Source organism: Streptococcus mitis (assembly GCF_946190285.1).
Classification (GTDB): domain Bacteria; phylum Bacillota; class Bacilli; order Lactobacillales; family Streptococcaceae; genus Streptococcus; species Streptococcus mitis_CP.
On record NZ_CAMHZX010000003.1, the window covers coordinates 153610 to 176843 of the forward strand.

At 42.0% G+C, this 23234-nt stretch carries 25 protein-coding genes; 20 read left to right on the plus strand and 5 right to left on the minus strand.

All coding sequences use genetic code 11. The features are described 5' to 3' along the window. Nucleotides 1-237 precede the first annotated feature (237 nt). The 3 genes from thrS to N8L39_RS06025 all read right to left on the minus strand — a co-directional run bounded on the left by thrS (nucleotide 238) and on the right by N8L39_RS06025 (nucleotide 3450). Entirely contained in the window at nucleotides 238-2181 is a 1944-nt protein-coding gene (gene thrS / locus N8L39_RS06015; protein WP_000608345.1) for a threonine--tRNA ligase, read from the minus strand. A 21-nt stretch (nucleotides 2182-2202) separates the two neighbouring features. Next, on the minus strand, nucleotides 2203-2817 hold the full coding sequence (locus N8L39_RS06020) for a nucleoside/nucleotide kinase family protein (RefSeq protein ID WP_261010320.1): 615 nt from the start codon (nucleotides 2815-2817) through the stop codon (nucleotides 2203-2205). Nucleotides 2818-3075: 258 nt separating this feature from the next. Further along, nucleotides 3076-3450, minus strand: coding sequence for a hypothetical protein (locus N8L39_RS06025; RefSeq protein WP_261010319.1), 375 nt, complete (start codon nucleotides 3448-3450; stop codon nucleotides 3076-3078). Between the two features lie 204 nt (nucleotides 3451-3654). Between N8L39_RS06025 and rpsO the strand changes: the two genes are divergently transcribed. From rpsO to N8L39_RS06055, 6 genes are all read left to right on the plus strand, one after another. Next, nucleotides 3655-3924 (plus strand): 30S ribosomal protein S15, encoded by a 270-nt coding sequence (gene rpsO, locus N8L39_RS06030; protein WP_001018251.1) that lies wholly within the window; start codon nucleotides 3655-3657, stop codon nucleotides 3922-3924. An 813-nt stretch (nucleotides 3925-4737) separates the two neighbouring features. Beyond that, nucleotides 4738-5358, plus strand: coding sequence for a CadD family cadmium resistance transporter (locus N8L39_RS06035; RefSeq protein WP_000531713.1), 621 nt, complete (start codon nucleotides 4738-4740; stop codon nucleotides 5356-5358). A gap of 235 nt (nucleotides 5359-5593) precedes the next feature. Further along, nucleotides 5594-6640, plus strand: coding sequence for a FecCD family ABC transporter permease (locus tag N8L39_RS06040; protein ID WP_261010318.1), 1047 nt, complete (start codon nucleotides 5594-5596; stop codon nucleotides 6638-6640). 1 nt (nucleotide 6641) lies between these two features. Beyond that, on the plus strand, nucleotides 6642-7397 hold the full coding sequence (locus tag N8L39_RS06045; RefSeq protein ID WP_261010317.1) for an ABC transporter ATP-binding protein: 756 nt from the start codon (nucleotides 6642-6644) through the stop codon (nucleotides 7395-7397). A 19-nt stretch (nucleotides 7398-7416) separates the two neighbouring features. Beyond that, complete coding sequence (locus tag N8L39_RS06050) at nucleotides 7417-8427, plus strand: ABC transporter substrate-binding protein (RefSeq protein WP_261010316.1); 1011 nt, start codon at nucleotides 7417-7419, stop codon at nucleotides 8425-8427. Next, nucleotides 8408-9100, plus strand: a complete 693-nt coding sequence (locus N8L39_RS06055) for an alpha/beta hydrolase-fold protein (protein ID WP_261010315.1) — start codon at nucleotides 8408-8410, stop codon at nucleotides 9098-9100. The genes N8L39_RS06050 and N8L39_RS06055 overlap by 20 nt, the downstream gene beginning before the upstream one ends. A gap of 43 nt (nucleotides 9101-9143) precedes the next feature. On the opposite strand, the gene N8L39_RS06060 is transcribed toward N8L39_RS06055, so the two are convergent. Next, the gene (locus N8L39_RS06060) at nucleotides 9144-9893 is read right to left on the minus strand and encodes a lysophospholipid acyltransferase family protein (protein ID WP_261010314.1); all 750 of its coding nucleotides are present in this window, start codon (nucleotides 9891-9893) and stop codon (nucleotides 9144-9146) included. A 132-nt stretch (nucleotides 9894-10025) separates the two neighbouring features. On the opposite strand from N8L39_RS06060, the gene N8L39_RS06065 reads away from it, so the two are divergent. From N8L39_RS06065 to N8L39_RS06090, 6 genes are all read left to right on the plus strand, one after another. Beyond that, nucleotides 10026-12362, plus strand: coding sequence for a cation-translocating P-type ATPase (locus tag N8L39_RS06065; protein ID WP_261010313.1), 2337 nt, complete (start codon nucleotides 10026-10028; stop codon nucleotides 12360-12362). Nucleotides 12363-12463: 101 nt separating this feature from the next. Continuing rightward, on the plus strand, nucleotides 12464-13141 hold the full coding sequence (locus tag N8L39_RS06070) for a tRNA (adenine(22)-N(1))-methyltransferase (RefSeq protein WP_261010312.1): 678 nt from the start codon (nucleotides 12464-12466) through the stop codon (nucleotides 13139-13141). Beyond that, nucleotides 13128-13925 (plus strand): Nif3-like dinuclear metal center hexameric protein, encoded by a 798-nt coding sequence (locus tag N8L39_RS06075; protein WP_261010311.1) that lies wholly within the window; start codon nucleotides 13128-13130, stop codon nucleotides 13923-13925. The genes N8L39_RS06070 and N8L39_RS06075 overlap by 14 nt, the downstream gene beginning before the upstream one ends. Before the next feature lie 16 nt (nucleotides 13926-13941). Beyond that, the gene (locus N8L39_RS06080; protein ID WP_261010310.1) at nucleotides 13942-15045 is read left to right on the plus strand and encodes an NAD(P)/FAD-dependent oxidoreductase; all 1104 of its coding nucleotides are present in this window, start codon (nucleotides 13942-13944) and stop codon (nucleotides 15043-15045) included. A gap of 298 nt (nucleotides 15046-15343) precedes the next feature. Next, complete coding sequence (gene galE / locus N8L39_RS06085; protein ID WP_078352397.1) at nucleotides 15344-16363, plus strand: UDP-glucose 4-epimerase GalE; 1020 nt, start codon at nucleotides 15344-15346, stop codon at nucleotides 16361-16363. Nucleotide 16364: 1 nt separating this feature from the next. Then, the gene (locus tag N8L39_RS06090; RefSeq protein ID WP_306800152.1) at nucleotides 16365-17330 is read left to right on the plus strand and encodes a glycosyltransferase family 2 protein; all 966 of its coding nucleotides are present in this window, start codon (nucleotides 16365-16367) and stop codon (nucleotides 17328-17330) included. A gap of 57 nt (nucleotides 17331-17387) precedes the next feature. On the opposite strand, the gene N8L39_RS06095 is transcribed toward N8L39_RS06090, so the two are convergent. After that, a complete protein-coding gene (locus N8L39_RS06095; RefSeq protein ID WP_024057475.1) occupies nucleotides 17388-17585 on the minus strand; it encodes a ferredoxin in 198 nt (65 codons plus the stop codon). A 45-nt stretch (nucleotides 17586-17630) separates the two neighbouring features. On the opposite strand from N8L39_RS06095, the gene N8L39_RS06100 reads away from it, so the two are divergent. The 8 genes from N8L39_RS06100 to N8L39_RS06135 all read left to right on the plus strand — a co-directional run bounded on the left by N8L39_RS06100 (nucleotide 17631) and on the right by N8L39_RS06135 (nucleotide 23228). After that, on the plus strand, nucleotides 17631-18122 hold the full coding sequence (locus tag N8L39_RS06100) for an SAG1386/EF1546 family surface-associated protein (RefSeq protein WP_001040918.1): 492 nt from the start codon (nucleotides 17631-17633) through the stop codon (nucleotides 18120-18122). 8 nt (nucleotides 18123-18130) lie between these two features. Further along, nucleotides 18131-18802 carry a (d)CMP kinase gene (gene cmk, locus N8L39_RS06105; protein ID WP_261010308.1) on the plus strand — a complete coding sequence of 224 codons (672 nt, stop codon included), beginning with the start codon at nucleotides 18131-18133 and terminating at the stop codon, nucleotides 18800-18802. Nucleotides 18803-18931: 129 nt separating this feature from the next. Next, nucleotides 18932-19270 carry a zinc ribbon domain-containing protein YjdM gene (locus N8L39_RS06110; protein ID WP_001061596.1) on the plus strand — a complete coding sequence of 113 codons (339 nt, stop codon included), beginning with the start codon at nucleotides 18932-18934 and terminating at the stop codon, nucleotides 19268-19270. 2 nt (nucleotides 19271-19272) lie between these two features. Further along, nucleotides 19273-19902, plus strand: a complete 630-nt coding sequence (locus tag N8L39_RS06115; protein ID WP_261010307.1) for a Pr6Pr family membrane protein — start codon at nucleotides 19273-19275, stop codon at nucleotides 19900-19902. A gap of 124 nt (nucleotides 19903-20026) precedes the next feature. Beyond that, a complete protein-coding gene (locus N8L39_RS06120) occupies nucleotides 20027-21178 on the plus strand; it encodes an MFS transporter (protein ID WP_261010306.1) in 1152 nt (383 codons plus the stop codon). A 98-nt stretch (nucleotides 21179-21276) separates the two neighbouring features. After that, entirely contained in the window at nucleotides 21277-22026 is a 750-nt protein-coding gene (gene truA / locus N8L39_RS06125) for a tRNA pseudouridine(38-40) synthase TruA (RefSeq protein ID WP_261010305.1), read from the plus strand. Next, entirely contained in the window at nucleotides 22016-22789 is a 774-nt protein-coding gene (locus N8L39_RS06130; protein ID WP_261010304.1) for a bifunctional hydroxymethylpyrimidine kinase/phosphomethylpyrimidine kinase, read from the plus strand. The genes truA and N8L39_RS06130 overlap by 11 nt, the downstream gene beginning before the upstream one ends. Beyond that, on the plus strand, nucleotides 22767-23228 hold the full coding sequence (locus N8L39_RS06135; RefSeq protein WP_261010303.1) for an ECF transporter S component: 462 nt from the start codon (nucleotides 22767-22769) through the stop codon (nucleotides 23226-23228). The genes N8L39_RS06130 and N8L39_RS06135 overlap by 23 nt, the downstream gene beginning before the upstream one ends. Nucleotides 23229-23234: the final 6 nt, after the last annotated feature.

Sequence of the window (23234 nt, forward strand, 5' to 3'; positions counted from 1 at the left end):
TGACCTTATCTAACTCATGAAAGCAAATCTTGTGTGGTGGTTTGGTCAATCACTACTAGCTCGGATTAAATAATACTCTTCGAAAATCAAATTCAAACCACGTCAGCGTCGCCTTACCGTACTCAAGTACAGCTTGCGGCTAGCTTCCTAGTTTGCTTTTTGATTTTCATTGAGTAAAAATATAAAAAGCAACAGCTGTTTCAGTTGTTGCTTTTTAGCTAGCTAGGATTTTATCTCTTATTTCTCAACGCGTGATTTGTTGGCGATATCAGCAAGGATAGCTTGAACAAAGTCATCAACTGAGACAGTTTGTGTTTCTTTTTGGCCATAGCGACGAACGTTAACAGTTCCGTCTTCCATTTCCTTGTCCCCAACGATCAATTGGTAAGGAATCTTGCTTGTTTGTGACGCACGGATCTTGAACTGCATTTTTTCATTGCGCTCATCTACGTCTGCACGAACACCACGATCACGGAGTTTTTTAGCTACTTCCCATGCGTAGTCCACGTGTTTCTCGTTAGATACTGGGATGAGGGTTACTTGGTGAGGTGCTAGCCATGTTGGGAAGGCACCCTTGTAGTTCTCAATCAAGATAGCAGTGAAGCGTTCCATAGTTGAGATAACTCCACGGTGAATCATAACTGGACGGTGCTCTTCGCCATCAGCTCCGATGTATTTAAGGTCGAAACGTTCTGGAAGCAAGAAGTCAAGCTGGATAGTAGAAAGAGTTTCTTCTTTTCCAAGGGCAGTCTTAACTTGAATATCCAATTTTGGTCCGTAGAAGGCTGCTTCACCTTCGGCTTCAAAGTAGTCCACGCCCATTTCATCAAGAGCTGCACGAAGCATAGTTTGGGCATTTTCCCACATCTCATCGTTATCAAAGTACTTGTGAGTATCTTGAGGGTCACGAAGAGAGAGGCGGAAGCGGTATTCAGTCAAGTTGAAATCTTCATAAACATCGATAATCAACTGAAGGGCGCGTTGGAATTCTTCTTGGATTTGTTCTGGAGTAACGAAGAGGTGACCGTCGTTAAGAGACATTTCACGTACACGTTGAAGACCAGTAAGGGCACCAGATTTTTCATAGCGGTGCATCATCCCGATTTCAGCGATACGGATTGGCAACTCACGGTAAGAGTGAACATGATGTTTGAAGACTTGGATGTGGTGCGGACAGTTCATTGGACGAAGGACAAATTCTTCCCCGTCACCCATGTCCATAGTTGGGAACATGTCTTCTTGGTAATGATCCCAGTGACCAGAAGTCTTGTAAAGTTCAACAGAAGCAAGTGGTGGAGTGTAAACATGTTGGTAGCCAGAAGCCAACTCTTTGTCTACGATGTAGCGTTCCAACTCACGACGAATAGTCGCACCATTTGGCAACCAGAATGGAAGCCCTTGACCAACCTCTTGAGAAATCATGAAGAGGTCAAGCTCTTTACCAAGTTTACGGTGGTCACGTTCTTTGGCTTCTTCACGCATTTGAAGGTAGTTCTTCAAGTCTTTCTTGTCAAACCAAGCTGTACCGTAGATACGTTGCATCATAGCGTTGTCGCTATTTCCACGCCAGTAAGCACCTGCTACATGGAGAAGGTGGAAGATTTGGATGCGGCCTGTTGATGGGACGTGAGGGCCACGGCAAAGATCTACATATTCACCCTGACGATAGATAGTCAAACCACCTTCGTCTTCTGAGTGTTCTTCAATCAATTCTAATTTGTAAGGATCGTTCTTGAAGATTTCACGTGCCTCGTCTTTAGTAACTTCTTCACGGATTGATGGGAAGTTTTCTTTGACAATTTTTTGCATTTCTTCTTCGATACGAGGAAGGTCTTCGTTAGAGATTTGACCAGCTGTGTTGTCTGTATCGTAGTAGAAGCCGTCTTCGATGGCTGGACCAACTCCCAGGTGAATGTCTGGGAAAAGACGACGAGCTGCTTGGGCGAACAAGTGAGCAGCTGAGTGACGCAAGATTGGAAGGGCATCTTCGTGATCAGGCGTCACAATTTCGATGCTTCCATCTTCAGTGATAGCACGAGTAGTGTCGATGAGTTTGCCGTTGAATTTACCAGCCAAGGCTTTTTTGGCTAGGGAATTACTGATAGATTGGGCAATTTCAAAAGTTGTAACGCCAGATTCGAATTCACGAACAGCGCCATCTGGGAAAGTAATGTTAATCATGATGTTCTCCTTAAATATTTATTATTTTTTGTTGGACAATTTTAAGAGCCGAGCAACCTCTTTCATAGTCTGATTTTCTGATTGACTACCATCTGTCAAGAGACTAGAATATCCTAATTCCATTGCTTCTTTACGAACCATTTGGGCAAAAAGAATGTCTCGTTGCATCCAGTTTTCAAAAGCTTTATCAGGGTTAGTTGTTCCCTCTAAGACATAAGGAACCCATTCTCTCTGTCTATAATGCTTTTTCTGAAAATCAGTTGTCGGAGTCAAGCATAGATAGGAAGACGCTGGACATTCAAGTTCCTTAACCAAGTGAGGCAAGAGTCCTGCTCCCTCCACCAAGAGAGGTCTGCTTTGATTTTTTATCAAGTAAGATTTTACATAAGGAAAAATCTCCTCATAAAAGTGCCATTCTTCATCCGCCATCTCTTCTGGATTTCTCATCCAGATTTGTTCCGGACTTCTATCCTGCCTAAGAAGGCAAATTGGTTGTGAGTCTGCACTTGCTTGACTCATCATCTCGTTTAGCAAATCATCGAGTTTGATATGACGTAGCTGATATTGTCTAGCGAGAAGTGAGGCAATTGTTGACTTTCCACTACAAGGCGATCCACCAATCATATAAAGCACCATTTTTCCTCCTTCTGAAAAATAAAAAGCGACATCCTCGAAAGGACGTCGCAACGTGGTTCCACCTTCATTTATGTTCCTCAAAAAAGAGGGACACCTCTGATTGGCTCTAACGTGGCCACCGTTTTATGTTTTCATAAAAGTTAGTAGAGTAGTATCAGTTTAGACTTTCTATGCGTTCTCAGCAACCACGCACTCTCTGGTAGAAAGGGGATAAGTGACTTGTCTCTATGGATTATTATAGCATGATTGTGAGATTTTTCAAGGATTTTGTGAAAGTTTTTTGTTTTTCATTTTTTGTAGAATATGCTTGATGCCAATACCGGAAGCCAGACCCACCAGAGCCAAGGTTTCATAGATTAGCAAGTAAATTAGTATAAACTCACCAAAAGTTATGATAGTAAAGCAAAAGAGCAGTCCGTTACCAATTAACCACCAAAGTGAGAAACGGAAACGGTAGCTATAGAGTAGCGATATAATCAAGATTACCAGAGGTGTAAAGAAGAGAATATTATTTACGTAGAGACTCTTGAGCAAAAGGGGGTCAGAAATAATTAGTGATAACAACTCATAAAGTGGCCAATAAAAGAAAAATATGACCAGATAGTAGGGGTGATGGGAATAGAATCTACGCATGATAATCACCTCGTTTTAAAAAACAGACAACTTAGATTTCTTGCTATGATTATTATAGCATGTTTAAAACAAGAAAGTAAATCTGTTGACAAAGAAGTTAGTTATTGGTAGAATAGGGATTGTCGAAAAGACAAATAACTTCTTCTTGGTTACAGGCATGCCAACCTGTCACTCGGATGAAGCCAAATAAAAAGGAGAAACATCATGGCAATCTCAAAAGAGAAAAAAAATGAAATCATCGCACAATATGCACGTCACGAAGGTGATACAGGTTCAGTAGAGGTTCAAGTTGCTGTCCTTACTTGGGAAATCAACCACCTTAACGAACACATCAAACAACACAAAAAAGACCACGCTACTTACCGTGGATTGATGAAGAAAATCGGTCGCCGTCGTAACTTGCTTGCATACTTGCGTAAAAACGACGTTAACCGTTACCGTGAGTTAATCAACTCTCTAGGACTTCGTCGCTAATTCAAGATACAAAGGCCGTCAAAAGCACAAAGCAAAAATAGGAAAATTGACGAAGAAACTTCAGTTTCTAGGAGATTTTATCTTTTTTGCCAAGTGCTTAGGCCGTGTTCAATTGAGCATATCTTGATAATGAAGCTACTCTAAAATGGGTAGCTTTTTTACTTTTGTCACCTTACCTCGATATACTCAAGTATAATCTTCGGTTACAGTTCCTAGCACTGTAAGGTAAAATAAACCAGATATTCTCCCTCGGGGAGATTTTTTTGTTTCACTGAACGTTTTGTACAATCTTCGCCTCGTCGCCTAGTCTATAAACGGTTTATCCAGCAAGAATCATGATGCTAAGGGCGTCAAAAATCCGTATGAAAATAGGGAAATGACACAGTGTTCGATGAACACAAGGAGTTTCATCTTTTTCACTAGGATTTTAGCCCGGGCTCAAATCAGCTCTCTGATTTTCAGAGGGCTTTTTTATTGAGGTTTTTTCGGTCACAATTTTGGAGACTACAAAAACCTCAAATGGTATCAGCTAATTACACCATAAAGGTGCGTAGCTACTCGGCTTGAAAAGCCGAGTAGCTGTCTGCAAGCCCCCTCGGAGAGCCCACACTTTACGAAGTAAAGTATAGTATGTTATACTTTACATGGAAGTAGTCACCGAATTCCAGTTAGAAATTACTTTGTAACTACGTTTTGAGGAGGAGTAAAATGCTTTCCTATGTTCGACATTACCCACTAGCGATAGCTAAATTAATGTGTCTGTGCTCTCCTAAAATCTGCTGATTTATTACTGACCAATACAGGAGGTTTTTTATGGGACAGACAATCATATCTGCTATTGGTGTTTATATTTCCACCAGTATCGATTATTTAATTATTTTATTTATTTTATTTGCACAGCTATCACAGAATAAACAAAAATGGCATATTTATGCGGGGCAATATCTAGGCACAGGCTTACTTGTAGGGGCGAGTTTAGTTGCTGCTTATGTCGTTAATTTCGTGCCTGAAGAATGGATGGTTGGATTGCTTGGTTTAATCCCTATCTATTTAGGGATTCGTTTTGCAATTGTTGGAGAAGGTGAGGAAGAAGAGGAAGAAGAGGAAGAAATTATTGAAAGATTAGAACAAAGCAAGGCAAATCAACTGTTTTGGACAGTTACATTGCTGACAATTGCGTCTGGCGGAGATAATTTAGGTATCTATATACCTTATTTTGCTTCGTTAGATTGGTCACAGACCCTCGTGGCCTTGCTTGTGTTTGTAATCGGCATAATTATCTTATGCGAGATTAGTCGGGTGTTATCCTCTATTCCGTTAATATTCGAGACAATTGAAAAATACGAGCGAATCATTGTGCCCTTAGTATTCATTCTACTTGGACTATACATCATGTATGAAAATGGCACGATAGAGACTTTTCTGACCGTGTAGATTTTTTTGTTTCACTAGGATTTTAGCCCGAGCTCAAATCAGCTCTCTGACTTCAGAGGGCTTTTTATGTTGTCACCTTACCTCGACATACTCAAGTATAATCTTCGGTTACGGTTCCTAGCACAATAAAACCAACTATATTCATTTGTTCTCATCTTGTTACGCAGTTGAAAATATGGTATACTTTTTCATGAGAATTTTCTAAATTTTTAAGATTCTATCAAAGGAGGTTTGCATGCTTTCCAAATTTTCTGGAAGCCGACAAGATCAGCAATTTGTGTTACTTTTAGTTATTTTGCTAGGTATTTTAGGGATTTCTCTCTTTCTAGCAGTTTCAATGGGATCCGTTGCGATTGATCTAGGAGATACCTATCGGATTATTTTGAGCAGGTTAGGATTTCCTCTTGAGATAGGAGAGGTTTCCAAGTCTACTCTTGCCATTGTATGGAATATGAGATTCCCTCGAGTATTGTTAGGTTTGATAGTAGGAGCAGGCCTTTCTATGTGTGGTAGTGTGATGCAGTCTACAGTGAACAATCCCATCGCAGAGCCCTATGTCTTAGGAATATCTGCGGGTGCAACTCTCGGAGCAACCTTGAGCATCATTCTTGGTTTAAAAGTGATGATTAGCCTTGGAGCTTTTATTGGAGCTATTTTGGCAACAATTGCTGTCCTCATCATTGCCTCTATGCAGGGAAGGATGACAACTTCTAGTTTGATTTTATCAGGAACTGTGGTCAATGCTCTCTTTCTGGCTTTTTCAAACTTTATTATCTCAGTCGGCGCTAATGCGGACAGTGTGATGACCATTAAGTTTTGGACCATGGGCTCGCTCGCTGGGACTTCCTGGTCTGACTTGCTCCTGCCAACTATGGTAGTAGGAATAGCCTTTCTATTTTTCTCTACTCAGTATCGTGTTTTCAATGCGATGATGATGGGAGATGAGGCTGCTTTAACTTTGGGAATTCCCTTACGCTTTTATTGGTATCTTTATGTGACAATGGTGGCTGTACTGACAGCAGTCTTGGTGGCAACCTGTGGGATTATTGGATTTGTCGGTCTGATTACTCCACATTTAGCTCGAGGGTTAGTAGGAACGAATTACAAGAGGCTTTTTCCTGTTGCAACCTTGCTAGGTGCCCTCTTTGTCATTTGGGCAGACGTACTCTCTCGTATCATCATTCCAAACGCAGAGCTTCCTATTGGTATTTTCACAGCCTTGGTAGGTGCTCCCTTCTTTATCTACATTGTTGGAGGTAGGCGAAGGGAGGTGAGGGTCTGATATGGACTTGATTTGTCAGGATATCCATTTTGGACTAGGAGAGAAAAAAATCCTCAAAGGAGTCTCTCTTAAGGTTGAAGGGAATCAATTTCACACGATATTAGGACCAAATGGAAGTGGAAAAACCAGTTTACTTAAACTCCTCTATCGTCAGGAAAAGGCGGACAAAGGCTTGATAAGCCTAGATGGAAAGCCTCTGGAACAATGGACGCTCAAAGAAACAGCCAAGCAAATGGCAGTTGTGACCCAGTTTAACCAGCTACAGTTTGATTGTACAGTTGAAGAAATCGTCTTGCTGGGAAGAACTCCCCACCTCTCTTTTTTACAGAAGGAAAGGGAAAGAGATTATGCTCTCGTTCAAGATGCTCTTGTCAAGGTGGATATGCTTGAGAAGAAAACTCGTCTCTATTCGTCTCTGTCGGGGGGAGAGAAACAGCGAGTTTTGTTAGCCCGCGCCTTGGCGCAAGAACCGACTCTCTTACTCCTAGACGAACCAACCAATCATCTGGATATCAGGTATCAGCTAGACTTGTTGGCCATTGTGAAAAATCTCAAGGTCAATGTTCTAGCTGTCCTGCATGATATTCAACTTGCTTGTCGCTATTCGGATTATCTCTATCTGATGAAAGAGGGAGAAATCATTTACCAAGGGACTCCAAAGGAGACCATCACTCCTGAGTCATTGCAAACTGTATACGGAGTTCAAAGTCAGGTGACTTGGACCGAGGATCAGCAAGCTATGATTCACTATTTATAAGAATGAAAAGGAAAATAAAATGAAAAAAACACTCAGTATTTTACTCGTGACAGTAGCTACCTTAACTTTGGCAGCTTGTGGAAATACTACTACAGAAAAAGCTACCACACAATCTAGCACAGAAACAAGTCAAAAGGCGAGCACAGAGACGACTTATCCACTAACGGTCAAAACCTATGACGCGAAAGGGAATGAAGTCGAACAAGTCTTTGACAAGGCACCTGAAAAAGTTATCACCAACAATCTTTCAACCACTGAAATCTTATTGGAGTTGGGGTTGAAGGATAAAATTGTTGGCATGCTCAATCCAGACAATGCTGTGACGGACAAATACAAGGACGCGATTGCGACTATTCCTCAAATTGGGGATAAAAAAACAGTCTCACAAGAGACAGTCCTTTCTTATGAGCCAGACGCTGTGATGGGTCGAAACATGATGTTTTCTGAAAAATCCTTGGGGACAGTTAGCACTTGGAATGAAAACAAAATCCCAGTTTATACGCAAAAAGCTTCTCTTTCAACAATTCAGCAAGATTTGGGGAATATCGTAGAAGATGTCAAAAATCTGGGAATGATTTTTAATGTTCAGGACAAGGCTAATGAATACGCAGCTCAATTACAAACTAAAATTGATGCTGTTAAGAAAGCAAACCCAGCAAGCCAAGGTGAAAAGAAAAAGGCTTTGATTATGGTTGCTTATAATGATGAAACTTTCGGTGCCTACAAGTCTGCTTTGCAAGAAAGTTTGCTGAACCAACTTGGTTATACAAACGTTGCAACGGGAACATCAGGCTTGACCTTGGAAAATCTCGTGTCAATGGATCCTGAATTGATTATCTATGTAACCAGCGACCGCAATAAAAAATTGGATGAAAAAGCAGTAGAGTTGATGAAGGCAAATGCTGTTTTGGAAAGCGTTCCTGCTATTAAGAATCAAAAGATCATGACCATCTCTTACGATGAGTTGATGGATTATGGTCCAGCAGTGATTGATTCCCTTGAGAAAATCAATGACTTTATCAATAAATAATGAGTTTGATTGGGAAGGAATTCAAGTCAAAATCAGCCTTCCTTCTAACTACGACCCCAATCAAACCTATCCAGCTATTTTATTGAATGATGGGAACTTGGATTTCCTATCGTCTCTTTCAGAATCTGTGATTTTAGTGGGCTTGATCTCTAAAAATCGCCTAGATGACTACACGCCCTGGAAGTCATCTGCTCTGAGAGATGGAGCTCCAGATTTTGGAGGTCAGGCAAATGCCTATCATAGTGATTTATTTGGAGGCCTTTTAGACAAGCTGCAGTCGCTTTATCGACTGGATGAAGCACGCCTTGCCTACGGAGGTTATTCACTAGGTGGTTTGGCGGCAGTCTACAGTCTTTTCAGCTTTGACAAGGTTTCCTGTGTCTTCTCCATCTGCGGTTCTTTTTGGTATCCTGATTTTGTGGCTTACTGCAAGGAAGAAAATGTGAAAAATTTGGACTGTTTGCTGTATTTACAGAATGGTCAAACAGAAGGAGCACACCATACTAATCGCTTGGCTCAAGCACCAGTCTATGCTGAGCAAATCCATACCAGTCTTCAGAAATGCTATCCGAACGGTCAGTTTGTCTTTGATCCTTATGGACACCATGAACAAGTAGCTGAACGATTCCTAGCTTTTTCCAGCTGGTTGGCCCAAAAATGGAAAATCGAATAAAAGATTTATCCCTTGGTTTTTGCCAAGGGATTGTTGTATTTATTTAACCAAGTTTTTCTCTCTTTTTATCTGGATTCCATACGAAGCTTGCGATAAAGCTAAAGATGATAGTTAGGATAGCGAGGATAATTGCAAGGATGAGGGCAGGGATGCGGATAAACCACCAGAGTGGATTTGGTTTTTTATCATTGTGCCATTGTTTCGTTTCTTCGTCCAGACGTTGGAATTCTGTTTGGATACGATTGGCGACTGTTTCAATGCCTTCATCATTCATTTTCTTGATATCTGAGATATCAATTGGATTTCCAAAGTTCATATTGACACGCTCGCGGCTAACCAAGCCTTTCAAGGTCATAGGACCTGTATAGGTAACAGGCATGATACGGACCTTGGCCATTTTGGCAATCAGGGCAACTCCACCCTTGACATCGTTTGAGTGACGGCTCCCACTTGGAAACATGATGAGAGAGCGGTCACTTTTTTTGAGAACATTGATAGGGTATTTGATGGCTGAGGCGCTAGGATTTTCACGGTCGATAGGAAAGGCACCACACATACGAATCCACCAACCAAAGATACGGTTGGTAAAGAGCTCTTTTTTGGCCATAAAGATAAATTGTTTTGGCTTGGTCGCAAAAGCCATGTAAACAGGATCCCACCAGGTACGGTGAGGGGCAACCAGAATATAATTTTCATCTTGATTAGGAATTTTATCAGTATTATGATAGTGGGCATTGCCATTGATGGACCATAGGAGCAGGACAACCAATCCACGTAAATAAGTATAAAACATGCGATCTCCTTCGATTCTTTTCTTGTTATTATTATACCTTATCAAAGGAGGGCTGGCAAACTTTTCCCTTGACTAGGTCCATATTTGGGATGAGATTAGAATTCTTTTAGAAAAAATGATATGATAGAGTTTATGGATAAAAATAAGATTATGGGATTAACCCAAAGAGAAGTCAAGGAAAGACAGGCTAAGGGCTTGGTCAATGATTTTACTGCATCGGCCAGTACTAGCACTTGGCAAATCGTTAAACGAAATGTCTTTACCCTTTTTAATGCTTTGAACTTTGCCATTGCCTTGGCGCTAGCCTTTGTTCAGGCTTGGAGCAATCTAGTCTTCTTTGCTGTTATCTGCTTTAACGCTTTTTCTGGGATTGTGACCGAGCTGCGGGCTAAACACATGGTGGACAAGCTCAATCTCATGACCAAGGAAAAGGTCAAGACTATTCGTGATGGCCAGGAAGTTGCTCTTAATCCTGAAGAATTGGTGTTAGGAGATGTCATTCGTCTGTCTGCTGGAGAGCAGATTCCTAGTGATGCTTTGGTTTTGGAAGGCTTTGCGGAAGTCAATGAAGCCATGTTGACGGGGGAAAGTGATTTGGTGCAAAAGGAAGTGGATGCCTTGCTTTTGTCAGGAAGTTTCCTAGCCAGTGGGGTAGTTTTAGCTCAAGTTCACCATGTTGGGGCTGATAACTATGCTGCCAAACTTATGCTGGAAGCCAAGACCGTTAAAACTATCAACTCACGTATCATGAAATCGCTGGACAAGCTAGCAGGTTTTACTGGGAAGATTATCATTCCTTTTGGTCTGGCTCTCTTGCTAGAAGCCTTGCTTTTAAAAGGCTTGCCTCTTAAGTCGTCTGTTGTAAATTCATCGACAGCCCTACTGGGAATGTTGCCTAAGGGAATTGCCCTTTTGACCATTACTTCGCTCTTGACTGCAGTTATCAAGCTAGGTTTGAAAAAGGTTTTGGTGCAGGAGATGTACTCTGTTGAGACCTTGGCGCGTGTGGATATGCTTTGTTTGGACAAGACGGGCACCATCACCCAAGGAAAGATGCAGGTGGAAGCCGTTCTTCCTTTGACCGAAGAGTATGGAGAGTCAGCGCTTGCTAGCATCCTGACCAGCTATATGGCCCATAGTGAGGATAAAAATCCCACAGCTCAAGCTATTCGACAGCGTTTTGTGGGAGAGGTAGCATATCCTATGATTTCGAATCTCCCCTTCTCGAGCGACCGCAAGTGGGGAGCTATGGAGTTAGAAGGTTTGGGAACAGTTTTCTTAGGGGCGCCTGAGATGTTGCTGGATTCTGAAGTCCCTGAAGCCAGAGAGGCATTGGAGAGAGGGTCACGTGTCTTGGTCTTAGCTCTTAGTCAGGAAAAACTGGACCATCACAAGCCACAGAAACCATCTGATATTCAGGCTCTAGCCTTGCTGGAAATCTTGGACCCCATTCGCGAAGGAGCAGCAGAGACGCTGGACTATCTCCGTTCTCAGGAAGTGGAGCTTAAGATTATCTCTGGTGACAATCCAGTTACGGTATCCAGCATTGCCCAGAAGGCTGGTTTTGCGGACTATGACAGTTATGTAGATTGCTCAAAAATCACGGATGAGGAATTGGTTGCTATGGCTGAGGAGACAGCCATTTTCGGACGTGTTTCCCCTCATCAAAAGAAACTCATCATCCAAACGCTGAAAAAAGCGGGTCATACAACGGCTATGACAGGGGACGGGGTTAATGATATCTTGGCCCTTCGTGAGGCGGATTGTTCCATCGTAATGGCGGAAGGGGATCCAGCGACTCGTCAGATTGCCAATCTGGTTCTCTTGAACTCAGACTTTAATGATGTTCCTGAGATTCTCTTTGAAGGTCGTCGTGTGGTCAATAACATTGCCCATATCGCCCCGATTTTCTTGATAAAGACCATCTATTCTTTCTTGCTCGCAGTTATCTGTATCGCCAGTGCTCTTCTGGGACGGTCTGAGTGGATCTTGATCTTCCCTTTCATTCCGATCCAGATTACCATGATTGACCAGTTCGTGGAAGGTTTCCCACCATTCGTTCTGACTTTTGAGCGAAATATCAAGCCTGTCGAGCCAAACTTCCTCAGAAGATCCATGCTTCGTGCTCTACCAAGTGCACTGATGATCGTGTTCAGCGTACTCTTTGTGAAAATATTTGGAAGTAGCCAAGGTTGGTCTGAGTTAGAAATCTCAACTCTACTCTATTATCTCTTGGGATCAATTGGTTTCTTATCCGTATTTAGAGCCTGCATGCCATTCACTCTCTGGCGTGTCCTCTTGATTGTTTGGTCAGTAGGAGGCTTCCTAGCCACAGCTCTCTTCCCAAGAATCCAAAAACTACTTGAAATTTCAACCTTAACAGGACAAACATTACCTGTTTATGGTGTCATGATGTTGGTCTTTACCGTAATTTTCATCCTGACAAGTCGCTATCAAGCCAGAAAATAAAGAAAGGCTGCAATCTGTGGATTGCGGTCTTTTTAGGTACAAGATTGCCAGCCGAAATGTGGTATAATAAGAGGTAATAGAGTTTTGGAAAGTGAGAGAAGATGATTTCAAAGAGATTAGAATTAGTGGCTTCCTTTGTGCCACAGGGAGCCATTTTACTAGATGTGGGGAGTGACCATGCTTATCTGCCTATCGACTTGGTCGAAAGAGGCCAAATCAAAAGCGCCATTGCAGGTGAGGTTGTGGAAGGTCCCTACCAATCTGCGGTCAAAAATGTTGAGGTTCACGGCCTAAAGGAGAAAATCCAGGTTCGTTTAGCTAATGGCTTGGCAGCCTTTGAAGAGGCAGACCAAGTGTCGGTCATTACCATTGCTGGTATGGGTGGTCGTTTGATTGCTAGGATTTTAGAAGAAGGCTTGGACAAGCTAGCTAATGTAGAGCGTTTAATCCTCCAGCCCAATAATCGTGAAGACGACTTGCGTATCTGGCTACAAGAAAACGGATTTCAGATTGTAGCTGAAAGCATCTTAGAAGAAGCTGGTAAGTTTTATGAGATTTTGATGGTGGAAGCTGGACAAATGAGGCTATCAGCCATTGATGTTCGCTTTGGTCCCTTCTTGTCCAAAGAAGTCAGCCCAGTCTTTGTCCAAAAATGGCAAAAAGAAGCTGATAAGCTAGAGTTTGCCCTTGGACAAATCCCAGAAAAAAATCTGGAAGAACGTCAAGTTCTAGTAGATAAGATTCAAGCCATCAAGGAGGTTCTCCATGCTAGCAAGTGAAGTAATTAACGTGTATGAAGCCTTTTGCCCTCAGGAATTTTCCATGGAGGGAGATAGTCGTGGCCTGCAAATTGGCACTTTAGACAAGGATATCCAAAGTGTCATGGTTGCTCTGGATATTCGTGAAGAAACGGTGGCTGAAGCTATTGAAAAGGGTGTGAATTTGATTATCGTCAAGCACGCGCCGATTTTCCGTCCTATCAAGGATTTGGTAGCTAGCCGTCCACAAAATCAGATTTACATCGACCTCATCAAGCATGACATTGCAGTTTATGTCAGCCATACCAATATTGACATCGTTGAAAATGGCCTCAATGACTGGTTCTGTCAGATGCTAGGTATCGAGGAGACGACTTATCTACAGGAGACAGGTCCAGAACGTGGAATTGGTCGTATTGGAAATGTTCAGCCTCAGACATTTGGGGAATTGGCCCAGAATGTCAAGCAAGTCTTTGGTCTAGATAGTCTTCGAATGGTGCATTATCAAGAGAGCGATTTGCAGAAGCCTATTTCAAGAGTGGCCATCTGTGGTGGAAGTGGGCAGTCATTCTATAAGGATGCTTTGGCAAAGGGGGCAGATGTCTATATCACTGGTGATATTTACTACCATACTGCTCAGGATATGCTGTCTGATGGTTTGTTGGCATTGGACCCAGGCCACTATATTGAAGTGCTTTTCGTGGAAAAAATTGCAGAGCTTCTTAATCAATGGAAAGAGGAAAAAGGCTGGGCAATCGATATTGTAACTAGTAAAGCATCGACCAATCCTTTCCACCATATCTAGTTAGAAAGTGAAAACAATGAAAAAAGTTGCCATTATCGGAGCAGGGATTGTAGGTGCAACAGCTGCCTACTACCTCTCGAAAGAAAGTGACCTAGAGGTGACCGTTTTTGACCATGGACAGGGGCAAGCTACCAAGGCAGCAGCGGGAATTATCAGTCCTTGGTTTTCCAAACGCCGTAATAAAGCTTGGTACAAAATGGCGCGCTTGGGAGCTGACTTTTATGTGGATTTATTAGCTGATTTAGAGAAGTCAGGACAAGAAATCGACTTTTACCAGCGTTCGGGGGTCTTTCTCCTGAAAAAGGATGAAACTAAGTTGGAAGAACTCTATCAACTAACCCTCCAGCGTAGAGAAGAATCTCCTTTGATAGGGCAATTAGCCATTTTAGACCAAGCGTCTGCAAATAAATTATTCCCTGGTTTACAGGGATTTGATCGCTTGCTCTATGCTTCTGGTGGAGCGAGAGTAGATGGTCAACTCTTAGTGACTCGTTTGCTGGAAGCCAGTCAGGTCAAGCTGGTCAAAGAAAAAGTGACTCTGACACCTTTAGCATCAGGTTACCAGATTGGTGAAGAGATGTTTGAGCAGGTTATTTTGGCGATGGGAGCTTGGTTGGAACATCTGTTAGAGCCTTTAGGTTATGAAGTGGATGTTCGTCCCCAAAAGGGGCAACTCCGAGATTATCAACTTGCCCAAGACATGGAAGCTTACCCTGTTGTTATGCCAGAAGGGGAGTGGGATTTGATTCCTTTTGCAGGTGGGAAATTATCCCTAGGCGCTACCCATGAAAATGATATGGGATTTGATTTGACGGTAGATGAAACCTTACTCCAACAAATGGAGGAGGCAGCCTTGCCTCACTATCCAGTCTTGGCAGTAGCGACTTCAAGAGCTGAGCGTGTGGGAATCCGTGCCTATACCAGTGATTTCTCACCTTTCTTTGGGCAAGTACCTGGCTTAGAAAGTGTCTATGCTGCTAGTGGACTGGGTTCATCAGGCCTCACAACGGGTCCTATCATTGGTTACCACCTAGCACAACTGATCCAAAGCAGGGAAATGACCTTAGACCCAGCAAACTACCCAATTGAAAACTATGTCAAAAGACTAAAAAACGAATAATACTCAATGAAAATCAAAGAACAAACTAGGAAACTAGCTGCAGGCTGCTCAAAGCACTGCTTTGAGGTTGTGGATAGAACTGACGAAGTCAGCTCAAAACACTGTTTTGAGGTTGTGGATAGAACTGACGAAGTCAGTAACATATATATGGCAAGGCGAAGCTGACGTGGTTTGAAGAGATTTTCGAAGAGTATAAGAATTTTACTGAAATTTTATCCTACCCTCTAGGATGGCAAATGACATTCCCTATCAAAAATGGTAAAATAAGAAAAAATAATCCGAGAATCGAGGAAAGAAGATGCAAGAAAAGATTTTGGTAACGGGTGGAGCAGGTTTTATCGGAACCCACACAGTTATTGAGTTAATCCAAGCAGGTCATCAGGTTGTTGTGGTGGATAACCTTGTGAATAGTAATAGAAAAAGTTTAGAAGTTGTTGAGAAAATTACAGGAGTTGAAGTGCCTTTCTATGAGGCAGATATCCGTGATACAGATACTCTTCGTGACATTTTCAAACAAGAAGAACCAACTGGTGTCATTCACTTTGCTGGCTTGAAGGCTGTCGGTGAATCTACCCGTATTCCTCTTGCCTACTATGACAATAATATCGCTGGAACTGTTAGTCTTTTGAAGGTCATGGAAGAAAACAACTGTAAAAACATCATTTTTAGTTCTTCTGCGACAGTTTACGGAGATCCTCATACAGTGCCCATCTTGGAAGATTTCCCACTTTCAGTGACCAACCCATATGGCCGCACCAAGCTTATGCTAGAGGAAATTTTGACGGATATTTACAAAGCAGACTCAGAATGGAATGTGGTCTTGCTTCGTTACTTTAACCCAATCGGAGCTCATGAAAGTGGAGACCTAGGAGAAAATCCAAATGGTATTCCAAATAACCTTTTGCCATATGTGACTCAAGTAGCCGTTGGGAAATTAGAGCAAGTGCAAGTGTTTGGAGACGATTACGATACGGAAGATGGAACTGGTGTTCGTGATTATATCCACGTCGTCGATTTGGCCAAAGGTCACGTTGCAGCTCTGAAAAAAATCCAAAAAGGCTCAGGTCTAAACGTTTATAACCTTGGAACAGGTAAAGGCTACTCAGTTCTTGAAATTATCCAAAATATGGAAAAAGCAGTGGGACGTCCAATTCCTTACCGTATTGTAGACCGTCGCCCAGGGGATATCGCAGCCTGCTATTCAGACCCAGCAAAAGCCAAAGCAGAACTTGGTTGGGAAGCAGAACTAGATATCACCCAAATGTGTGAAGACGCATGGCGTTGGCAAAGCAAGCATCCAAATGGATTTGAAGACTAAGATGGTGATGTCAATCATTGTCCCCTGTTTAAACGAAGAGGAAGTACTTCCTCTTTTTTATCAGGCTTTGGAAGCTTTACTTCCAGATTTGGCAACAGAAATCGAGTATGTCTTTGTCGATGATGGATCAAGTGATGGGACCTTGGAACTCTTAAAGACCTATCGGGAGCAAAATCCGGCAGTTCATTATATTTCTTTCTCGCGAAATTTTGGCAAAGAAGCTGCTCTATATGCAGGCTTGCAATATGCGACAGGAGATTTGGTGGTGGTGATGGATGCAGACCTCCAAGATCCTCCTAGTATGTTGCTTGAGATGAAAGCTCTACTAGACAAAAATGCAGACTTGGACTGTGTTGGAACACGCAGAACCAGTCGAGGGGGAGAACCCTTCTTTCGCAGTTTCTGTGCTAATCTCTTTTATCGTCTTATGCAAAAAATTAGTCCAGTAGCCTTGCCGTCAGGTGTCCGTGATTTTCGCATGATGAGACGGTCTGTAGTCGATGCTATTTTAAGCTTGACCGAGTCCAATCGTTTTTCAAAGGGGATCTTTGCCTGGGTCGGCTTTAAAACCCACTATCTGGACTATCCAAATGTCGAAAGGCAGGCTGGCAAGACCAGTTGGAGTTTTAGGCAACTCTTTTTCTACTCCATTGAAGGGATTGTTAATTTTTCAGATTTCCCCTTGATTATAGCCTTTGTGGCAGGTCTCCTATCTTGTTTTATTTCTCTACTTATGACCTTTTTTGTTGTGGTTCGGACCCTCATTTTGGGCAATCCGACATCAGGTTGGACCTCTCTGATGGCTGTTATTCTCTTCCTTGGTGGGATTCAACTCTTGACCATTGGGATTCTCGGCAAGTATATCAGTAAGATTTATCTAGAGACTAAAAAAAGACCACTTTATCTCGTCAAAGAAAAAAGTGACCTTCCTGATTTTACAGAAAAAAATAAAGAGAAAAGACTATAATTTTGCATGGAAATATGCTAAACTAGAAGGAGTGGAACGTTCTTGTCGATATTAGAGTTAATCTTTAATCAAGGCACGTGTCGGACAGTTTCTAACAGCTTCTATGACGTCCTGACTAGGAGAGATTTCTTTTTCTAGTTGGTCAGGGTCATCGTAAAAACGCACGATTCCATTATCGTGGTAATCAAATAATTCAGAATAAGTTTGGCAAAGACCACAGGCAATGCAGCGTTCAGGTATAAGTGTGATTTTCATATTTATATTGTAATAAGAAAAGTAAAAAAAAACAAGGAGTAAGGTATGGCAAAAGAACCGTGGCAAGAAGATATTTATGAGAATCAAGAAGAAACAAGATCAGAACGTCGTAAGAGAGAACAAGGTGGAGGAGTGCTGGCTAATCGTATCTTGACTATTTTAGCAAGTATTTTCTTTGTGATTGTAGTCGTGATGATTATTGTTCTGATCTATCTTTCGTCAGGTGGGAGTAATCGCACAGCAGCCTTGAAAGATTTTCACGATTCAGATACAAAAGTAGAGCAAGTTTCTTCTACTTCTAGTAGTAGTTCAGAGCAGGCATCTTCTAGTTCAGAGGAGAAGGTAGAAGAGTCATCTAGTAGCTCAGAACATCCAAATGATCCAGAAGGAACTACAAAAGTTATGGCTGGAGAAGGAGAAGCAGCCATTGCTGCTCGTGCAGGAATCTCGATTGCTCAGTTAGAGGCTTTGAATCCTGGGCATATGGCTACAGGATCTTGGTTTGCTAATCCAGGTGATGTTGTCAAAATCAAATAGGAGTTGATATGAAAACAATTCAAATTGCTATTGACGGTCCAGCTTCAAGTGGTAAGAGTACGGTCGCAAAGATTATTGCTAAGGATTTTGGTTACACCTATCTAGATACAGGTGCCATGTATCGTGCGGCGACCTATATGGCTCTGAAACACCAGTTAGGAGTGGAAGAGATTGAGGAACTTTTAGCCTTATTGGACCAGCATCCAATCAGCTTTGGGCGTTCAGAAACTGGAGAACAGCTTGTCTTTGTGGGAGATGTGGATATTACCCATCCTATCCGTGAAAATGAAGTGACCAATCATGTTTCTGCTATTGCGGCAATTCCTGAAGTTCGTGAGAAACTAGTCTCTCTTCAACAAGAGATTGCCCAGCAAGGTGGGATTGTCATGGATGGTCGCGACATTGGAACTGTTGTATTGCCACAAGCAGAACTGAAAATTTTCCTAGTAGCTTCGGTAGATGAAAGAGCAGAGCGCCGTTACAAGGAAAATATTGCCAAGGGAATTGAAACAGACCTTGAAACCCTAAAAGAGGAAATTGCTGCGCGTGACTACAAGGATAGTCATCGTGAGACTTCGCCTCTCAAACAAGCAGCGGATGCTGTCTACCTTGATACAACTGGCTTGAACATTCAAGAAGTAGTTGAAAAAATCAAAGCAGAGGCTAAAAAAAGAATGTAGATGTAGAAAAGCCGATAGATTGATATCGGTTTTTTCTATATTTGTCAAAATGCTGATTTTAGGGTATAATAGTTGCTGTTCGAGAAATTTTGATTTTCAAAGAATAGTGAATGATGATAAGGAGAAACCATGAACAACCTACCAAATTGCCCAAAATGTAACTCAGAGTATGTCTATGAAGACGGTGCCCTACTGGTTTGCCCAGAGTGTGCTTATGAGTGGAATCCTGCTGAAGTTGCAGATGTAGAAGAGGGCCTTGTTGCTATCGATGCCAACGGAAATAAATTGGCTGACGGTGATACAGTAACTCTCATCAAGGACTTAAAAGTAAAAGGTGCGCCAAAAGATTTGAAACAAGGGACGCGCGTGAAAAATATCCGCATCGTAGAAGGCGACCACAATATCGACTGTAAAATTGATGGTTTTGGTGCCATGAAACTCAAATCAGAGTTTGTGAAGAAAATTTAAGCATGTCAAAGCACTACAAATTTGTATTTTATAGCCGTATCTTCTTGTTTCTAGCGGCTTTTACGGGAGTTTATCTTGAAATCGCCAAGCATGGTGGATTTGGGATGTTGCTCTATTATACGGTTCTGTCCAACCTCTTAGTCGCGATTTTTACGCTCTATCTCCTAAAGGTTATGAGCCGTTTAGGTGAAAACTGGCAAAGGCCAAGCCTCTTGCGCTTAAAAGGTGGAGTCACTATGAGTATCATGATTACCTGTGTGATTTACCATTTCCTATTAGCGCCTATTGCGACTAATTTCTATACCCTAGAAAATTTCCTTTGCCACTATATCGTTCCCCTCTGGTTTTTAGCAGATACCCTCTTTTTTGACAAACAGGGTCAATACAAGATTTGGGATCCGGTTGTGTGGACGATTTTACCCTTGCTGTATATGATTTTTGCTCTTTTTAATGGCTTGGTACTGAAACTTGATGTTCCTAATTCTAAAGTCAGTCCCTTCCCTTACTTCTTTTTGAATGTGAACAAGGGTTGGGATGTCGTGTTCAAGTGGTGTCTGATTATCTTTGTTGCCTATATGGTGGCAGGATTTATCTTCTACTTTATCAAGCAAATCAAGAGAAAGTCATCCTAAGATACAAGGGATTCATTTTCGAGTTTAAGAAGGAGTCTATACACTAAAGAGGCTTCTTCTTTTCTTACTTGTTTGATAACTATCAAAAAAGTAGAAGATTAAGAGAAATATAGAAAGAGATTTCATGAAACAATTTTTAGAACGGGCCAGTATTTTGGCTCTCTCCCTCGTTTTGATTACGTCCTTCTCCATCTCAAGTGCCCTGCCAGCCATGTTTGACTATTATCAAGGTTATCCTAAGGAACAAATTGAACTCTTGGCGAGCTTGCCTTCCTTTGGAATCATGATTATGTTATTACTAAATGGTTTCTTAGAAAAAATATTTCCTGAGCGATTACAGATTAGTTTGGGATTGTTAATTTTATCACTGAGTGGAACAGCACCCTTTTGGTATCAAGCCTATCCCTTTGTCTTTGGAACACGGATTCTTTTTGGTTTGGGTGTAGGGATGATTAATGCCAAGGCCATTTCCATTATTAGTGAACGCTATCAAGGAAAAACGCGAATTCAGATGTTAGGTCTACGCGGTTCTGCAGAGGTTGTTGGGGCTTCTCTCATCACCTTGGCAGTCGGTCAGTTGTTGGCCTTTGGTTGGACAGCTACTTTCTTAGCTTATAGTGCTGGATTTTTGGTGTTGACCCTTTATTTGCTCTTTGTCCCTTATGGAAAAGAAAAGAAAGAAGTCAAGAAAAAAACAAAGGAATCAAGTCGCTTAACTCGGGAAATGAAGGGCTTGATTTTTATCCTAGCTATTGAAGCGGCAGTTGTAGTTTGTACCAATACGGCTATTACTATTCGTATTCCAAGTTTGATGGTGGAAAGAGGACTTGGAGATGCCCAGTTATCTAGTTTTGTTCTTAGTGTCATGCAGTTGATCGGGATTGTGGCTGGTGTTAGTTTTTCTTTCCTGATTTCAATATTTAAAGAGAAACTGCTCCTCTGGTCTGGTATTACCTTCGGCTTAGGGCAAATTGTGATTGCTTTATCTCCATCCTTGTGGGTAGTAGTGGCAGGGAGTATTCTGGCTGGTTTTGCCTACAGTGTAGCCTTGACGACGGTCTTTCAACTGGTCTCTGAACGAATTCCAGCTAAACTTCTCAATCAAGCAACTTCATTTGCTGTATTAGGCTGTAGTTTCGGAGCCTTTACGACCCCATTTGTTTTAGGTGCAATTGGGTTACTAACTCACAATGGCATGTTGGTCTTTGCCATTTTAGGCTCATGGTTGATTGTAACCTCTATCTTTGTCATGTACCTACTTCAAAAGAGAGCTTAGGATTGGTTTCCTAAGTTTTTCTTTCGGGATTTTTGTACCCAGACAATATTTATTTTAGACCCTTGTTTACAGATTATTTTCTTGATAAAATAGAAGTTATGACGAGATATAAAGCAACTATTTCCTATGATGGTTACGCCTTTGCTGGTTTTCAGCGCCAGCCTCATGCGCGTAGCGTTCAGGAAGAAATTGAAAAAACCTTGACCAAGTTAAATAAAGGGCAAGCCATTACGGTTCACGGTGCTGGTAGGACAGATAGTGGGGTTCATGCCCTGGGACAGGTTATTCATTTTGACCTGCCTTATCAGATGGATGAGGAGAAGCTCCGTTTTGCTCTAGACACTCAGTCCCCTGAAGATATTGATGTGATTTCGATTGAGCTTGTGGCGGATGATTTTCATTGCCGTTATGCCAAGCACAGTAAGATCTATGAGTTTATCGTGGATAGGGGCCGTCCCAAGAATCCTATGCGCCGTCACTATGCCACTCACTTTCCCTATCCACTCGATGTGGAACGCATGCAGATTGCAATCAAAAAGCTAGAGGGAACCCATGATTTTACCGGTTTTACAGCCTCTGGGACTAGTGTAGAGGACAAGGTTCGTACTATTACAGAAGCTAGTCTTAGGGTTGATGAGACAGGCCAGTTTTTGACTTTTACCTTTTCAGGAAATGGTTTCTTGTATAAGCAGATTCGCAATATGGTGGGGACACTGCTCAAAATCGGCAATAACCGCATGCCAGTAGAGCAGATTGACCTCATCTTGGAGAAAAAGGACAGGCAGTTTGCAGGTCCCACTGCAGCACCAAATGGTTTGTATTTAAAGGAGATTCGTTATGAAGAATAATCGTATTTTAGCACTTTCTGGAAACGATATTTTTAGTGGTGGTGGTTTGTCCGCGGATTTGGCTACCTATACCTTGAACGGCTTGCATGGCTTTGTAGCAGTGACCTGTTTGACAGCCTTGACGGAAAAGGGCTTTGAAGTCTTTCCAACTGACGATACCATTTTTCAACATGAATTAGATAGCTTGCGTGATGTGGAGTTTGGGGGGATTAAGATTGGTCTTTTACCAACTGTCAGTGTGGCTGAGAAGGCCTTGGACTTTATCAAGCAACGCCCAGGAGTGCCTGTGGTTCTGGATCCTGTCTTGGTCTGCAAGGAAACTCACGATGTGGCTGTTAGTGAGCTCTGCCAAGAAATGATTCGTTTTTTCCCTTATGTCAGTGTGATTACACCTAATCTTCCTGAAGCAGAATTATTGGCTGGTCAGGAAATCAAAACCTTGGAAGATATGAAAACTGCAGCTCAGAAATTACATGACTTAGGAGCACCAGCAGTCATTATCAAGGGAGGCAATCGACTTAGTCAGGACAAGGCTATGGATGTCTTTTATGACGGACAAACCTTTACAGTCCTAGAAAATCCCGTCATTCAAGGGCAAAATGCTGGCGCAGGTTGTACTTTTGCCTCAAGCATTGCCAGTCACTTGCTTAAAGGTGATGAAATTTTACCAGCAGTAGAAAGCTCTAAGGCTTTCGTTTACCGTGCCATTGCACAAGCAGATCAGTATGGAGTAAGACAATATGGAGCAAACCAAAACAACTAAAATCGCCCTTGTATCCCTATTAACCGCCCTCTCTGTGGTTCTAGGTTATTTCTTAAAAATTCCAACACCGACAGGCATTCTAACTCTTTTAGATGCGGGTGTCTTCTTTACGGCCTTCTACTTTGGTAGTCGTGAAGGGGCTGTAGTAGGAGGACTAGCAGGTTTCTTGATTGACCTCTTATCAGGCTATCCTCAGTGGATGTTCTTTAGCTTGGTCAACCATGGCTTGCAGGGATTTTTCGCAGGATTTAAAGGAAAAACTCAGTGGTTAGGCCTTATCTTGGCAACGATTGCCATGGTAGGGGGTTACGCCTTGGGTTCTACTTTGATGAATGGCTGGGCTGCAGCCCTACCAGAAATTCTACCAAATTTCATGCAAAATATAGTAGGGATGATTGTAGGATTTATTCTTAGTCAAAGTATCAAGAAGATTAATTAAAGATTA

What these genes read in the sequence shown, in the direction of transcription:
- N8L39_RS06110 (WP_001061596.1), top strand. Translation starts at nt 18,932, where the DNA reads ATGAACAACCTACCAAATTGCCCAAAATGTAACTCAGAGTATGTCTAT.
- N8L39_RS06050 (WP_261010316.1), top strand. Translation starts at nt 7,417, where the DNA reads ATGAAAAAAACACTCAGTATTTTACTCGTGACAGTAGCTACCTTAACT.
- N8L39_RS06075 (WP_261010311.1), top strand. Translation starts at nt 13,128, where the DNA reads ATGCTAGCAAGTGAAGTAATTAACGTGTATGAAGCCTTTTGCCCTCAG.
- N8L39_RS06035 (WP_000531713.1), top strand. Translation starts at nt 4,738, where the DNA reads ATGGGACAGACAATCATATCTGCTATTGGTGTTTATATTTCCACCAGT.
- N8L39_RS06070 (WP_261010312.1), top strand. Translation starts at nt 12,464, where the DNA reads ATGATTTCAAAGAGATTAGAATTAGTGGCTTCCTTTGTGCCACAGGGA.
- galE (WP_078352397.1), top strand. Translation starts at nt 15,344, where the DNA reads ATGCAAGAAAAGATTTTGGTAACGGGTGGAGCAGGTTTTATCGGAACC.
- N8L39_RS06045 (WP_261010317.1), top strand. Translation starts at nt 6,642, where the DNA reads ATGGACTTGATTTGTCAGGATATCCATTTTGGACTAGGAGAGAAAAAA.
- N8L39_RS06135 (WP_261010303.1), top strand. Translation starts at nt 22,767, where the DNA reads ATGGAGCAAACCAAAACAACTAAAATCGCCCTTGTATCCCTATTAACC.
- truA (WP_261010305.1), top strand. Translation starts at nt 21,277, where the DNA reads ATGACGAGATATAAAGCAACTATTTCCTATGATGGTTACGCCTTTGCT.
- thrS (WP_000608345.1), bottom strand. Translation starts at nt 2,181, where the DNA reads ATGATTAACATTACTTTCCCAGATGGCGCTGTTCGTGAATTCGAATCT.
- N8L39_RS06040 (WP_261010318.1), top strand. Translation starts at nt 5,594, where the DNA reads ATGCTTTCCAAATTTTCTGGAAGCCGACAAGATCAGCAATTTGTGTTA.
- N8L39_RS06080 (WP_261010310.1), top strand. Translation starts at nt 13,942, where the DNA reads ATGAAAAAAGTTGCCATTATCGGAGCAGGGATTGTAGGTGCAACAGCT.
- N8L39_RS06060 (WP_261010314.1), bottom strand. Translation starts at nt 9,893, where the DNA reads ATGTTTTATACTTATTTACGTGGATTGGTTGTCCTGCTCCTATGGTCC.
- cmk (WP_261010308.1), top strand. Translation starts at nt 18,131, where the DNA reads ATGAAAACAATTCAAATTGCTATTGACGGTCCAGCTTCAAGTGGTAAG.
- N8L39_RS06130 (WP_261010304.1), top strand. Translation starts at nt 22,016, where the DNA reads ATGAAGAATAATCGTATTTTAGCACTTTCTGGAAACGATATTTTTAGT.
- N8L39_RS06120 (WP_261010306.1), top strand. Translation starts at nt 20,027, where the DNA reads ATGAAACAATTTTTAGAACGGGCCAGTATTTTGGCTCTCTCCCTCGTT.
- N8L39_RS06100 (WP_001040918.1), top strand. Translation starts at nt 17,631, where the DNA reads ATGGCAAAAGAACCGTGGCAAGAAGATATTTATGAGAATCAAGAAGAA.
- N8L39_RS06065 (WP_261010313.1), top strand. Translation starts at nt 10,026, where the DNA reads ATGGATAAAAATAAGATTATGGGATTAACCCAAAGAGAAGTCAAGGAA.
- N8L39_RS06115 (WP_261010307.1), top strand. Translation starts at nt 19,273, where the DNA reads ATGTCAAAGCACTACAAATTTGTATTTTATAGCCGTATCTTCTTGTTT.
- N8L39_RS06020 (WP_261010320.1), bottom strand. Translation starts at nt 2,817, where the DNA reads ATGGTGCTTTATATGATTGGTGGATCGCCTTGTAGTGGAAAGTCAACA.
- rpsO (WP_001018251.1), top strand. Translation starts at nt 3,655, where the DNA reads ATGGCAATCTCAAAAGAGAAAAAAAATGAAATCATCGCACAATATGCA.
- N8L39_RS06025 (WP_261010319.1), bottom strand. Translation starts at nt 3,450, where the DNA reads ATGCGTAGATTCTATTCCCATCACCCCTACTATCTGGTCATATTTTTC.
- N8L39_RS06055 (WP_261010315.1), top strand. Translation starts at nt 8,408, where the DNA reads ATGACTTTATCAATAAATAATGAGTTTGATTGGGAAGGAATTCAAGTC.
- N8L39_RS06090 (WP_306800152.1), top strand. Translation starts at nt 16,365, where the DNA reads ATGGTGATGTCAATCATTGTCCCCTGTTTAAACGAAGAGGAAGTACTT.
- N8L39_RS06095 (WP_024057475.1), bottom strand. Translation starts at nt 17,585, where the DNA reads ATGAAAATCACACTTATACCTGAACGCTGCATTGCCTGTGGTCTTTGC.